Below are 13,516 nucleotides of genomic sequence, written 5' to 3'. Positions count from 1 at the left end.
AAGCAGAAACTGCACATTATACAAGCAACCCATGTTCATTTTAATATTTTTTGAAAAAAAATGCGTCCAGTATCAATTGAGTAACAATTTGTTAATAAAATGTTGAGATTTTTTTCCTAAATATTTTTTACAAAAACTTGCGTCACATACTCCCCGTGCCTACATTTGCACCACCATAATCAAAAACGGTTATGCGAAAGTAGCTCAGCTGGTAGAGCGCGACCTTGCCAAGGTCGAGGTCGCGGGTTCGAACCCCGTCTTTCGCTCAGAGGTTAAAGCACCGGAAACGGTGCTTTTTTTCTCTATATGCCATCCTAATCACATGGATGATGCCGGGGTGGTGGAACTGGTAGACACGCAGGACTTAAAATCCTGTGAGCCGAAACGCTCGTACGGGTTCGATTCCCGTCCCCGGTACAAAGCCTCTGGAACCCCACCAGAGGCTTTTTTCTTTTCAGGCATGCTTTATTTAAGCAATACTTTTCTACATTTATCTTCCTGACGATTTTTCAATATCTGCCCGCATGAAGCTTTTGCTTATCGAAGACGAACCCAGCGTAATTTCCCTCATTCAAAGAAGCCTTTCCGCTTCCGGGCACGAAATAACGGTGGCTATGGACGGCAAATCGGGCTTGGAAATGGCTACAAACCACACCTTTGATATGATCATCCTGGACCTGATGCTTCCGGTCATCAATGGCATGGAAGTATGCAGGAAAATCCGCAGCGCTGGCCATGCAACGCCTATTCTCATGCTGACAGCATTGGGCACAACTGAAAATATCGTTTCCGGATTAGATGCCGGAGCGGACGATTATATGACCAAGCCTTTTAAACTGGCAGAGCTCGAAGCCCGTATTCGCACGCTCACCCGGAGAGGAAAGGAAGTTGAAAAAGAGAAAAACGGGACGAAACTTGAAATTGCAGATCTGGTGCTGAATACAGAAACGAAGATCGTGCAAAGAAACGGCCACACCATTGACCTCACCGCTACGGAATTCCGCCTGCTGGAATTTCTGATCCATAATCGGAACAAAGTGCTCAACCGAATGGAGATCCTCGAAAATGTATGGGACATCAACTTTAACCTCGGCACCAATGTCGTGGACGTTTACATTAATTATCTCCGCAAAAAAGTCGATAAAAATCAAAAAAATAAGCTGATACACACTGTTTTCGGCATGGGATACGTGATGCGACAGTCTTATGAAGATACAAACTAAAATTGCCCTTCTCTTCACGATTCTGACGTCGGGTATTATCGTGGCGTTGAGCGTATTTATTTACACATTCGGGTCGGAAAGCGTTTCAAACAGCTTTTACCACCGGCTGGAAGTCCGGGCAGACATTGTTGGGCACGCAGCATTGCAGGAAAGTAAATCGACCACTTCTATTTACTACGACATTAAGGAGCGGCACCTGGGCGACCTGCCTTTTGAGCAACACCATATTATCAAGAACGGTGAAATTGAAAAGGCAAGAAAACTGAAAGAACGGCTGCCGATGCCTTCTGCTTTTTACGACAATATTGTTAGAAAAGAACCTGCCCGCTTTTTCAAGAATGATACTTCCTACGTTGGATTGAACATTAACCAGTCCGGTAAAACCATAATCATATTGTCATCCGCGGTGGATCTTTACGGTCTGGAAGAAATTGAAAACCTCAAAAAACTACTGATTGTAGGCTTTTTCATCTCCATGATCTTTGTTTTTACATTTGGAAAACTATTTTCTACACAAATTTTCAATCCCATCCGACGCATTATTCGCAATGTAAAAGGGATTAGTGCGCATAACCTGCACCAGCGCCTCGAAGTTGCCGGCAGTAAGGACGAGATCGATGATCTCACGCATACTTTCAATGATATGCTGAATCGCCTCGAAATTACATTTGAAATACAAAACAACTTTGTCAGCAATGCCTCCCACGAGTTCAGAACGCCCCTTACCGTGATCAGCGGCGAAGCGCAACTGGGCCTCTCCCTACAAGAAATTCCTCCTGCTGCTAAATCCTCGTTTGAGGTGATTTATGAGGAGGCTGGAAAGCTGGAGCATCTGGCCAACAGCATGTTAAAGCTGGCGCAAACCGGTTTCGATGGCACAAAGGAGCAATGGTCGCCCATAAGGGTGGACGAGTTAGTTTTGTCTGTCAAAGAAGCGGTAGACAAGATTATTCCCGATAATCAGGTGGACATCGACTTTAATCATCTACCAGAGGACGAAGCCAAGCTGACTATTAACGGGAATCAGACGCTCCTTACGGCAGCATTGTCGAACATTGTCCTAAATAGTTGCAAGTATTCTGATAATAAACCGGTTACCATTATCATTTCTTCCGATGGAACCCATTCCATTGTAGAAATTCAGGATATCGGGATCGGCATTCCTGATCGGGAGATTGCTCAGATCTATGTCCCATTCTTCCGGGCCTCTAATACGGAGCGTTACAAAGGCTTCGGGATCGGGCTTCCTTTGGCTAATAACATTATCAAGAAGCATAATGGAACCATTGCCGTTGATAGTCAGGTTGGTGCGGGAACGAGCTTCAAAATTCACTTGCCCTGCTCAAAAGCACCCTTCTAATTTCATTTTAATAATCTAATCCCCTTTTAATAAGTCTCACATTGTATTATAACACCGCTTTTAAGTGGTGCTAACAACCTCGCCGTAACATTGCATTATCAATTTAATTCAATGGATCAATCAACAAAACAAGCGAGAAAATATGAAGACTGTAATTATCCCGGCCGACTTTACTGCTGACAGCCTGCAAGTTGCACACATTCTGGCGCGAAACGCCCAACAGAAGTTCTCCATCGTATTTACACATCTTTTCCACGTTGCAGACGACATTCAGGACCTTCTTTTTTCAACTTATAGAAAGAAAGAATACGACTTCGTTTCAGAGGATTTCTGGAACGAATGTCATGCTATTAAAGATGTATACAGCAACAAGGTGCACAGTATCAAAGTGGAATTCTTTTACGGCAACAAGCTTGCTGCATTCAAGAACTTCCTGGACGCCAATAACGCGGACTTCATTGCATTTTCGGAAAGCAATGGCATTCCAAGGCTATCCAGGAGCAGCCTGGACGCATTGCCGATCATCAAAAAAGCAGGTGTAGAATTGATTAATGTGGACAAGATTGAGGAACCAGCTAACACACAGGAAATATGCTTCTGAAAAAAAACATCCCCATCAGATACATCTTTGGCAAGATCAAATACGAAATACTGTTTGTGGCCATTTATGGATTTGCAATTGAAGTGATTTACAAAAACTTCAACATTACAGACATTTCAATTCCAATGACCGTCCCAACGGTACTCGGAACAATCATCTCACTGCTGCTTGCATTCCGGTCCAACCAGGCTTATGACCGCTGGTGGGAAGCGCGCCAGATCTGGGGCGCGATCGTTAACGATTCGAGGACATTAGCACGTCAGGTCATGTTTTTGATAGACGATCCTTACGATCCGGATCAGATAGAAGGTTTTAAAAACCGCATTATCAAACGACAAATAGCCTGGTGTTATGCATTAGCGCATGGCTTGCGGAAAGAGGATCCTATGCCGGACATTGAAAAATATGTGTCGCCGGAAGAAAGCGAATCCCTGCAAGATTATGATAATAAGCACGTTGGCCTTATCCAGTTGCATGCCCGTGATTATAACAATGCATTGAAGCAAGGCTGGGTGAATCCTTACCAGCAAATTGAGATGGACGCTACATTGACGCGACTTGTAGATTCAATGGGAAAATGTGAACGTATCAAAAACACCGTTTTTCCATCTACATATAGTTTGTACATTCATCTGGCATTGCACTTCTTCATACTGTTGCTCCCGTTCGGACTTGTTGAACTCTTTGGTTTCCTGATGGTTCCTGTGCTGATCGTCATTACAGGCTGCTTTTTCCTGATTGAAAAAATGGCCATTCATTTACAAGATCCGTTCGAAAACAAGCCGACAGATACGCCAATGCTGACTATTTCAAGGAACATTGAGCGCGATCTGAAACAAATGATGCGTGATAAGCAAATGCCGGTAGCAGTTCACCAGCCATCGCATTTTTATGTCCTTTAATCATTAAGGAAGCCCTCTATTTTTGCCTTAAATTATTTGATAATTAACTAGGAACTTGTTCTATGACTTTAAAAAAGACTTCCGCCTGGAAGTCTTTTTTATTGATCCCTTTTCGCTTATATTTGAAGTTTTCCAAATTGTTAAAAGCCTGTTAAATCGAATTAGCGGCTCTTTACCAGCACTTCACGCCTACCCAACCATAACAGAATGAAAGTTTCTCCCACCGAGCCGTTTAAAATTGTTTATTCCATTCTCAATCATGAATTTTTGGGATACATTTTTGAATCCTTTGTGGTCCAACTGAACAATCAGGGCGATTTTTCATTCCAGATCCAGAATATTTCATCCAAGAATATCAAAGAGTTCCGCACCGGTATTGACCAGCGTGATGTGGAACTTGTAGGGCTGATCGACGACATTCAGCAAGATGCTATTCTTCGGAAATTTAACCCCAAAAAATTAAATGCCGTAGACTTTTTCCTGAAAGTTTATGACGCGCAAAAAGGTGATAAGGCGACTCAGGAAACCATTGCGGCTTATCTTGAAAATTGTAAAGCCAAGATCCTCGAAAGGCTTAGCGGCAAAGAGATTTTTATTATGGGTAGCGATGGAAACCCGTTGTGGAAACCGGTTTTCTGGGAACCGGAAAAAGCTACGATCCGCTTTCACTTTATCCGAAACGAGGATAACACACATTATTTCCCTACAATCCGTCACAAATATCAAAAGGTTGATTTTCAATATAAAAATGCCTTCCTGATTTGCGAAGAACCCGCCTGGCTCGTTGTAGCCGGGCATTTGCTGCATTTTGAAGGACACGTGGATGGCAAAAAGATCAAACCATTCCTCGCCAAAAAATTCATCGCCATTCCCGGACAGGTGGAAGAACAATATTATGGCAGGTTTGTGGCTCCGCTGATAGCGTCCTATGATGTGGTGGCCAGAGGTTTCGAGATCAGAAATGTCTCATCAACGCCTAAAACTGTGCTGACAATCTCGGAATATAGCTCGAATAAGAAGGCTCCGGCCATTTTCCAGGACGGGGGTGTGGATGTGATGGAAGAAGAAGAGGACAATGATGTTGCATTCGATCTGTCGTTTCAATATGCGAATTTCTCCTTTCACTACGACAGTTTTGCGCATGCGTCGAGCGTGCATATGGAGAAGAAGGATAATGATTATGTTTTTAATAAGGTTAAACGCAGCATTGAAGCAGAAAGCCAGCATGTGGCCCTGCTGAAAGACTGGGGCCTTAATATTCGGAATGGCAATATCCAGATGCCAAAGTCACAGGCTTTTGGCTGGCTGCAAAGCAATGCAAATACACTGGCTGAAAATGGCATTTCCGTCCGTCAGAATACGAGTGACGCTAAGCGCTATTTTCTGGGCTATTCCTCCATTGATATTTCCATTCAGGAAGGCCGGGATTGGTTTGATATCAATGCAAAAGTGAAATTCGGTGAGTTTGAAATTCCTTTTATTCAGCTAAGAAGCTATATACTCAACCGTAAGAAGGAATTTTTGCTTCCTAATGGTGAAATAGCGGTTATCCCCGAATGGTGGTTTACCAAATATTCTGAATTTTTCTCTTTCACCGAGCATGATGGCGATGACGATCCTTTGCGGCTGCGTATGCACCATCTGGCATTGGTACAGGAGTTAAAAGAAGAGAACCTTGCCACTGCCACGATCAGCCGGAAACTTGAAAATCTGCGGGATTTCAATCAAATTGAGGCAGTTGAGCCACCATTACATTTCGAAGGAACATTGCGTCCTTACCAAAAGACCGGTTACGATTGGTTAAGGTTTTTGAAACAATATCGCTTCGGCGGATGTCTTGCGGATGATATGGGTTTGGGAAAAACCGTGCAAACGCTGGCATTGCTGCAAGCCGAAAAGGAAACAGGCGTAAAAGAGCCTTCCATGCTCATTATGCCCACTTCGCTGCTCTATAACTGGCAGTTAGAGGCAAAACGCTTTACGCCGGACATGAAAGTGTTGCTATATACCGGCACAAACCGTGAAAAAGACACCGCCCAGTTCGATCATTACGACCTGATCCTGACGTCTTACGGAATTGTCCGGCTCGACATTGACTTCGTTCAGTCTTACCGTTTCAATTACGTTATCCTGGACGAGTCCCAGGCGATCAAAAACCCTGCTTCCATCATTACAAAGGCAGTTAAGAAGCTCAATGCAGCAAACAGGCTGGTTTTAACAGGCACGCCGATCGAAAATAACACATTAGATCTCTGGTCTCAAATGTCATTTGTGAACCCGGGTTTGCTGGGCAGCCAGTCATTTTTCAGGGATGAATTTCAGGTTCCTATTGAGAAGCGCGGGGATGAAGAAAAGACAAAAAGGCTGTACAATCTCATTAAGCCATTCATATTAAGGAGGTTAAAATCGCAGGTCGCCACCGACTTACCGGAAAAGGTTGAAAGCATTCAATACTGCGATATGTCCGATGAGCAGGAAAAAGCTTATGAAGAAGCAAAAGCATATTATCGCAATCTGATCCTGCAAAGCATTGATAATGATGGGATTTCAAAATCGCAACTCGTTGTTCTGCAAGGCCTGACCAAACTCCGGCAGCTGGCCAATCATCCCCTGATGGTTGATCCGGAATATTCACACGGTTCCGGCAAGTTTGAAGATGTGCTTTACAAGATGCAAACCGCTATCAGCGAAAATCACAAAATATTGATTTTCAGCCAATACATTAAGCACCTCGATCTTTTCCGTCAGTTTTTGAACGAAAAAGAGATCACTTACGCTTACCTCGACGGCTCAACCAAAAACCGCCAGGAGCAAGTGGAACTGTTCCAAAACAACAATGACATTAAAATATTCCTGATCTCACTAAAAGCCGGAGGCTTAGGCCTCAATCTCACAGCCGCAGATTACGTTTTCATCCTCGACCCCTGGTGGAACCCCGCCATAGAAGCCCAAGCCGTAGACCGCGCCCACCGCATCGGCCAGGACCGCACTGTATTCACTTATAAGTTCATCACTAAGAATTCAGTAGAGGAAAAGATCCTGGCACTGCAGAGGACCAAGAAGCAGCTGGCAGATGATTTGATATCTAATGAGGAAGGGTTTATAAAGTCGCTGAGCAGGGAGGATGTGTTGAATTTGTTGGCGTGAACCCCTAAAGCCCTGTCAGCCTGAGCCCTAAAGCCCTGTCAGCCTGAGCCCTAAAGCCCTGTCAGCCTGAGCCCTAAAGCCCTGTCAGCCTGAGCCCTAAAGCCCTGTCAGCCTGAGCGGAGTCGAAGGCGCGCTACTGGCAAGTAACGCGCCTTCGACTCCGCTCAGGCTGACAGAGGCTCTAATTAGACTGACAGAGCAAGTAACTCTCCGACCCTAAACCGACAACGCCGAAGCCCCCCTACTAATCAACGCCTCTCTATCCGGCCCGGTTGAAATAAAGGTAATGGGTAATTTCAACTCATCTTCCAAAAACTTCACGTAAGCCAGCAACTCCTCAGGAATTGCATCGAAGTCGTGGATTCCGTCCAATGACTGTTGCCATCCTTTGAAATCTTTGTAAACCGGCTCAACCGTTTCATCGCACAGATCGTATGGCAAATGGTCGGTTAATGTGCCGTCTGGCAGGCGGTAGTTGGTGCAGACGCGGATGTTGTCGAAAATTGTTAACACATCCACTTTCATCATAATCAATTGCGTAACGCCGTTGATCATGATTGCGTATTTCAATGCAGGCAAATCCAGCCAGCCGCAGCGGCGTGGGCGTCCGGTTGTGGCGCCGAATTCGCGGCCTTCCTGACGCATTTTCTCGCCTGTTTCTTCTAATAATTCTGTTGGGAATGGGCCGCTTCCTACACGTGTGCAGTAAGCTTTGAAAATCCCGAAAACCTCTCCTACCTGGCTTGGAGCAATGCCTAAACCGGTGCAGGCACCAGCCGTCATTGTAGTAGAGCTCGTAACAAAAGGATAAGAACCGAAATCGATATCCAGCAATGATCCTTGTGCGCCTTCTGCTAAAACAGTTTTCGAGGCTGCTAATGCTTCATTGACAACATATTCACTGTCAACCAACGTGAATTGCTTCATGAATTCGATCGCACCGAAGAAGTTCTCTTCCGATTTTGGAAGCACTTCTGAGTAATCGAATGCGTAGAAATCGAGGATGGTTTTATGTGCGTCAACCAGTCTTTTATATTTATCAGCAAAGTTTGGAGAAAGCACATCGCCTACACGAAGGCCCAATCTTGCCACTTTATCCTGATAAGCCGGACCAATTCCTCTTAATGTTGAACCGATCTTGGAATCACCTTTCGAGCGCTCATAAGCGGCGTCAAGCAGCGAATGGGTAGGAACGATAATCGATGCCTTTTTGGAAACAAACAGATTACTGATCAGGTCAAGGTTGTATTTAGCGAGATTTTCAATCTCTCTTTTGAAAACAATGGGGTCTAAAACGACACCATTTCCGATAATGTTCTGAATATCGCTGCGGAAAATGCCTGATGGAATTTGGTGCAAAACATGCTTAATGCCATCAAATTCCAATGTATGACCCGCATTAGGTCCTCCCTGAAAACGGGCTACAACCTGATAACGTGGCGCGAGAACGTCCACAATCTTACCTTTTCCCTCGTCTCCCCATTGAAGACCAAGTAATACGTCAACTTTCATTCAATTTATGATTACTGAAACTAATATGGTGTAAGGTGGGCCAGGCAACGAATGCTGCCCGGCCCAATGTTTTGTTATCTGTCTTCGTAAACCGCAGAAGTTTCCCGAACCTCGTTCCGGTTCTGACAGTTTTCTTTTGTGCAGTTCCCGTAAAAAATAAGTGAGTGGTGCATGACACTGAAATTCAGCATTTCACCCACCATATTCTGGATCGACTGAATGCGCGGATCGCAGAATTCCATCACTTTATGGCAATCCGTGCAGATCAGGTGATCGTGCTGCTTGTTACCATAGGATTTTTCAAACTGCGCCAGATTTTTACCAAACTGATGCTTGGTAACCAGGTCACAATCTACAAGAACATCCAATGTATTGTAAACAGTCGCGCGGCTCACCCGGTAACGCTTGTTTTTCATGCTGATGTAAAGCTCGTCTACATCGAAGTGATCTTCCCTGGTGTAGATCTCTTCCAGGATCGCGAAACGCTCAGGCGTTTTGCGCAGTCCTTTATTTTCCAGGTAAGCCGTTAAGATTTTCTTTGCGGCTTCAAAATTCGGTTTGCTGGCTTGTGGCATATCTCTGATATTCTTGCGCGAAAATACGCTTTTTTACTTAAATCACAGTCACTTTCACAGTCTTAGTTCTGACCGTCCAGTTTTATAACACCTTAGTATGTGAATGGTTCCTTGCGGCTATTTGCCGTTTAGGTTGGTGTCGAAACGCTGCACATTGTATACACCCTCCACCTGCTCCAACTTCCCGATCAGAATATCCAAGTGCTTGGTATCCTGCACATAAAGCTTGATATCACCATTAAAAACACCATCTTTTGTGTCAATGGTCAGACCTCTCATATTAATGTGCAGCTCGTTGGAAATGATCCTGGTTACGTCGTTAACCAATCCCACCCGGTCGGTTCCGGAAAGATACAAGCCTGCCAGGAACGCTTCGTCTTTGCCCGATTCCCATTTGGCCTTAATGATGCGGTTTCCATGTTTGGACATCAGTTCCGCGGCATTCGGGCAGGTCGTCCTGTGGATCTTGATGCCCTCGTTAATCGTTACAAAACCAAAAACGTCATCTCCGGCGATCGGATTGCAGCATATGGCGAGTTTGTAATCGATTTTATCCATGTCGTCGCCGATCAGGAGCGTATCGCTGTCTGCGCGGTCGCCATGAATGTGTTTGAGAAATTTGGTAAGCGTTTTGCCGTCGCCCGCATTTGTTGTCGGTGAGGGAGCCGCCGGGTTGCTGTCCGTTGCTTTGCGCTCTTTCGCTTCCTTATCTCTTTTAAACCGCTTTAATTCGTCCAGATGAATGTATCCTTTTCCGATCCGGTAGAAGAAATCACTAGTCGTTTTACATTCAAAAAATGCTCTCAACTGGTTCACAACCTCAGCCGTAAGCTCCATTCCAAGGATTTTCAGCTTTTTCTCGACCATCTGCCGTCCGTCTGTTTCATAACGGCGGTTGTCTTCTTTAAGAAAGTCCTTGATCCTGGCCCTCGCTTTCGAGGTTACTACGATCCGCAGCCAGTCCTCATTCGGTTTCTGTTTGCTGGATGTAATAATCTCGATCTGATCCCCATTATTGAGCACATAACTAATCGGAACGAGGATCCCTCCTACTTTCGCGGCCATGCAATGCACGCCGACTTCCGAGTGTATGTCAAATGCAAAATCCAGTGCAGTAGCACCGCTTTGCAGCACTTTCAGTTCTCCTTTTGGTGTAAAAACAAAAACTTCCTCGTTGAACAAATTGCTCCTGAACTCATCCAGGAATTCGATAGCGGCCGTTTTGTCCCCAAAACCGTTCTCCAATGTCTCCCTCACCTGAGTGATCCACTGCTCAATGTTGCCTCTTACTTTCGTATCATTGCCCTTGTATTTCCAGTGCGCCGCATAGCCCTTCTCCGCAATTTCATCCATGCGCGAAGTCCGGATCTGCACTTCCACCCACTGTCCGCTTTTGCTCATAACCGTCGAGTGGAGTGACTGATAACCATTGGCACGCGGTGTGCTCAAAAAGTCTTTCAAACGGTCCGGGTTGGGCTTATAATGGTCGGTAACAATGGAATACGCCTGCCAGCAGATCGCTTTTTCCCTGTCATTCTCGGCCGAAGATTCCAGGACAATGCGAATGGCAAAAAGGTCATAGATTTCTTCAAAAGGCTTGTTCTGCTTTTTCATTTTGTTCCAAATCGAATAAATCGATTTGGGGCGGCCTTTCAGGATAAAATTCAATCCCGCAGATTCCAGATCCTGCGCAATCGGCTCCATAAACTTCGAGATAAACCGGTCGCGGATGCCTTTGGTCTCTCTCAGTTTCCTAGCAATAGCACGGTATTCCTGGGGTTCGGTATATTTCAGGTAAAGCTCTTCCAGCTCCGACTTAATGCTGTAAAGTCCAAGCCGGTGCGCCAGCGGTGCGTAAATGAAAATCGTTTCGGAAGCAATTTTCAGCTGTTTGTCGCGCGGCATGCTGTCCAGCGTCCGCATGTTATGCAGCCTGTCGGCAAGTTTCACGAGAATTACGCGCACATCGTCAGACAATGTGAGCAGCATTTTGCGGAAGTTTTCAGCTTGTTGTGAACTGCCATATTCGAACCTTCCGGAAATTTTGGTCAGTCCGTCGATGATTTTTGCTACTTTTTTGCCAAACAGCCGCTCAATGTCTTCGATACGCATATCCGTATCTTCCACAACATCGTGCAGCAAGGCGGCCACAATGCCCGTCGTACCCAATCCGATCTCTTCAACTACGATCTGGGCAACGGCAAGCGGGTGGTAAATATAGGGCTCTCCCGAGCGGCGACGCATGTCTTTATGCGCGTCCACGGAAGTGTAAAAGGCTTTTTTGATTAATTTGGCATCATTATCCTTTAAGAAGGGCTTGGCTGTTCGTAATAACCTCCGGTATTTTTTGAGAATATCCTTCCGCTCCTGTTCCAGATCAATGGTGAGGGGTTCAACGAGTTGCTCCACTGCTATATTTTAATTGGTATGCTTCACCAAAATAACAAATTCCAGCGACATTTTTCAATTTAATTTTACCCAAAGATAAAATTTTCAAAAAAGTTTGCATCTATCTAAAAAATAAGAATACCTTTGCACTCCCAATTCGACAAAAGGCGTCGAAAACGGGAAATAAGTGAGCGGGCGTGGCGGAACTGGTAGACGTGCTAGACTTAGGATCTAGTGCCGCAAGGCGTGGGGGTTCGATTCCCTCCGCCCGTACGATTAACAAGGGAATGACGGGGCGTCAAGATTCCTATCTCGATAAGAAAAATGAGCTGCTCCGAAGTAAAACCCGTCAAATGCCCTCAGGACTTAGTTTTGAGGGCATTTTTGTTTTTCTTTTCTATTTAATCTAAAAGTTTTACCCATAGCATAAGCGACACATGGAAGTTGTATTAGAACAAAATTCGCCGACATTAGCCTCTCTTAAAGTAACGTTGACGAAAGACGATTATCAGCCTAAAATTGATAAGACGATCAAGGATTACTCAAAAAAGGTTAACCTGAAAGGCTTTCGTCCTGGCAAAGTGCCATCCCATGTGATTCAGCGCATGTATGGTAAAAGCATTCTGGTTGATGAGGTGAACAACCTGTTGAGCACTGCCGTAAGCAGCTATATCAGAGAAAATAAATTACAGGTTGTGGGCGATCCTGTTCCCAACCGCGAAAAAGCTGCCGAAGTAAACTGGGACAGCCCAAGCGAACTGGAATTCATTTATGACCTGGGTGTTGCTACGGATTTCGAAATTAACTTCTCCGAGCTTCCCGCCGTAAAACGTTACACGATTAATGTTGACGATACAGAATTGTCTAAAACAATCGAAAACCTGCGTGAGCGTTTTGCAGAAAACATTCATCCCGAAATGAGCGAAGAAGGTGATATGATCTTCGGAGAGCTGAAACAAGAATCTTCTGAGTTTACGACCCGCACTGCGATCCCTACCAAGCAAGTGAAAGCAGATGCATTGGCGAAGTTCATTGGTGTTAAAAAAGGCGACGAAGTCGTTTTTGACATTCAAAATACATTTGCCGACGAAGCAGCGATTGCACACGTTACCGGTAAGAAAAAAGAAGATGTAGCAACGCTTTCCGGCGACTATACATTGGTTGTTGAAGATGTAACGCGTTCAGCTGCATCGGAGCTGAACCAGGATCTTTTTGATAAAGTTTTGGGACCTGGCCAGGTTGAAAACGAAGAGCAGTTCAACGAAAAGCTTCTGGAAATCATCAAAGGAAACTACGAGCGCGAAACAGAAGCATTGCTTCGTCGCGATATCGAGAATGCTTTGTTGGACAGCATTGCCATCGAACTTCCGGGCGACTTCTTGAAAGACTGGTTGGAACGCACGAACGAAGGCAAATTCACTCGCGAGCAGATCGAAGAGCAATTCGAAGATTTCAAAAAATCATTGAAATTGAGCCTGATCAAAAATAAAGTGGCTGACAAAGAAAGCGTTAAAGTAGAATATCCTGAAATCCTTGAATTTACCCGCAACATGGTAAAAGGACAGTTCGGTATCTACGGAGACGATGACAACATGAAAGAAACCATCGACCGCGTGGCTCAGGGTTACCTTGCTGATAAAGAGCGTGATAACTATACACAGGTTTTTAATCAGGTTTTTGATAACAAAGTAATGGAGATCATCCGCAGCCAGGTTTCTACGGACGAGCAGACCATTGAAGTAAGCGAATTTGAAAAACTAGCGAAAGGCGAAGAAGTAGCCGCGTAACCAGTTCTGATAATATTTTTT

Annotated in this window: 9 protein-coding genes and 3 tRNA genes; 9 read left to right on the top strand and 3 right to left on the bottom strand. The window is 44.9% G+C overall.

Translation table 11 applies throughout. The features are described from left to right. Positions 1-193 precede the first annotated feature (193 nt). From G395_RS0113810 to G395_RS0113780, 7 genes are all read left to right on the top strand, one after another. A tRNA-Gly gene (locus G395_RS0113810) sits at positions 194-266 on the top strand. Positions 267-331: 65 nt separating this feature from the next. After that, positions 332-417 (top strand) — tRNA-Leu (locus G395_RS0113805). Positions 418-524: 107 nt separating this feature from the next. Then, entirely contained in the window at positions 525-1,223 is a 699-nt protein-coding gene (locus G395_RS0113800) for a response regulator transcription factor (RefSeq protein WP_026630581.1), read from the top strand. After that, positions 1,207-2,583, top strand: a complete 1,377-nt coding sequence (locus G395_RS0113795; protein ID WP_026630580.1) for a HAMP domain-containing sensor histidine kinase — start codon at positions 1,207-1,209, stop codon at positions 2,581-2,583. The genes G395_RS0113800 and G395_RS0113795 overlap by 17 nt, the downstream gene beginning before the upstream one ends. Before the next feature lie 142 nt (positions 2,584-2,725). Beyond that, positions 2,726-3,184, top strand: a complete 459-nt coding sequence (locus G395_RS29400; protein ID WP_051350160.1) for a hypothetical protein — start codon at positions 2,726-2,728, stop codon at positions 3,182-3,184. Beyond that, complete coding sequence (locus G395_RS0113785) at positions 3,175-4,086, top strand: bestrophin family protein (RefSeq protein ID WP_026630579.1); 912 nt, start codon at positions 3,175-3,177, stop codon at positions 4,084-4,086. Before G395_RS29400 ends, G395_RS0113785 begins: the two co-directional genes overlap by 10 nt. Before the next feature lie 207 nt (positions 4,087-4,293). Beyond that, positions 4,294-7,233, top strand: coding sequence for a DEAD/DEAH box helicase (locus G395_RS0113780; RefSeq protein WP_026630578.1), 2,940 nt, complete (start codon positions 4,294-4,296; stop codon positions 7,231-7,233). 216 nt (positions 7,234-7,449) lie between these two features. Here the strand turns inward: G395_RS0113780 and G395_RS0113775 are convergent, their stop codons facing one another. The 3 genes from G395_RS0113775 to G395_RS0113765 form a co-directional block, all read right to left on the bottom strand. Next, positions 7,450-8,745 carry an adenylosuccinate synthase gene (locus G395_RS0113775; protein ID WP_026630577.1) on the bottom strand — a complete coding sequence of 432 codons (1,296 nt, stop codon included), beginning with the start codon at positions 8,743-8,745 and terminating at the stop codon, positions 7,450-7,452. 74 nt (positions 8,746-8,819) lie between these two features. Beyond that, positions 8,820-9,320, bottom strand: a complete 501-nt coding sequence (locus tag G395_RS0113770) for a Fur family transcriptional regulator (RefSeq protein ID WP_026630576.1) — start codon at positions 9,318-9,320, stop codon at positions 8,820-8,822. 117 nt (positions 9,321-9,437) lie between these two features. After that, positions 9,438-11,729: a RelA/SpoT family protein gene (locus tag G395_RS0113765; RefSeq protein ID WP_026630575.1), complete on the bottom strand. Its 2,292-nt coding sequence runs from the start codon at positions 11,727-11,729 to the stop codon at positions 9,438-9,440. Positions 11,730-11,899: 170 nt separating this feature from the next. On the opposite strand from G395_RS0113765, the gene G395_RS0113760 reads away from it, so the two are divergent. Both G395_RS0113760 and tig read left to right on the top strand, forming a co-directional pair. Beyond that, positions 11,900-11,981, top strand: a tRNA-Leu gene (locus G395_RS0113760). 164 nt (positions 11,982-12,145) lie between these two features. Continuing rightward, a complete protein-coding gene (gene tig, locus G395_RS0113755) occupies positions 12,146-13,495 on the top strand; it encodes a trigger factor (protein WP_026630574.1) in 1,350 nt (449 codons plus the stop codon). Positions 13,496-13,516 lie beyond the last annotated feature (21 nt).

It is taken from the genome of Dyadobacter alkalitolerans DSM 23607 (assembly GCF_000428845.1).
GTDB classification, from domain to species: Bacteria; Bacteroidota; Bacteroidia; order Cytophagales; family Spirosomataceae; genus Dyadobacter; species Dyadobacter alkalitolerans.
The sequence above is the reverse complement of the archived record's forward strand: the minus strand, read 5'-3'. Positions and strand labels throughout refer to the sequence as shown.

Bases quoted from the DNA above. Each gene is read 5' to 3' on its own strand.
- G395_RS0113775 (WP_026630577.1), bottom strand. From the start codon at position 8,745: ATGAAAGTTGACGTATTACTTGGTCTTCAATGGGGAGACGAGGGAAAA.
- G395_RS0113795 (WP_026630580.1), top strand. From the start codon at position 1,207: ATGAAGATACAAACTAAAATTGCCCTTCTCTTCACGATTCTGACGTCG.
- G395_RS0113780 (WP_026630578.1), top strand. From the start codon at position 4,294: ATGAAAGTTTCTCCCACCGAGCCGTTTAAAATTGTTTATTCCATTCTC.
- G395_RS0113785 (WP_026630579.1), top strand. From the start codon at position 3,175: ATGCTTCTGAAAAAAAACATCCCCATCAGATACATCTTTGGCAAGATC.
- G395_RS0113800 (WP_026630581.1), top strand. From the start codon at position 525: ATGAAGCTTTTGCTTATCGAAGACGAACCCAGCGTAATTTCCCTCATT.
- tig (WP_026630574.1), top strand. From the start codon at position 12,146: ATGGAAGTTGTATTAGAACAAAATTCGCCGACATTAGCCTCTCTTAAA.
- G395_RS29400 (WP_051350160.1), top strand. From the start codon at position 2,726: ATGAAGACTGTAATTATCCCGGCCGACTTTACTGCTGACAGCCTGCAA.
- G395_RS0113770 (WP_026630576.1), bottom strand. From the start codon at position 9,320: ATGCCACAAGCCAGCAAACCGAATTTTGAAGCCGCAAAGAAAATCTTA.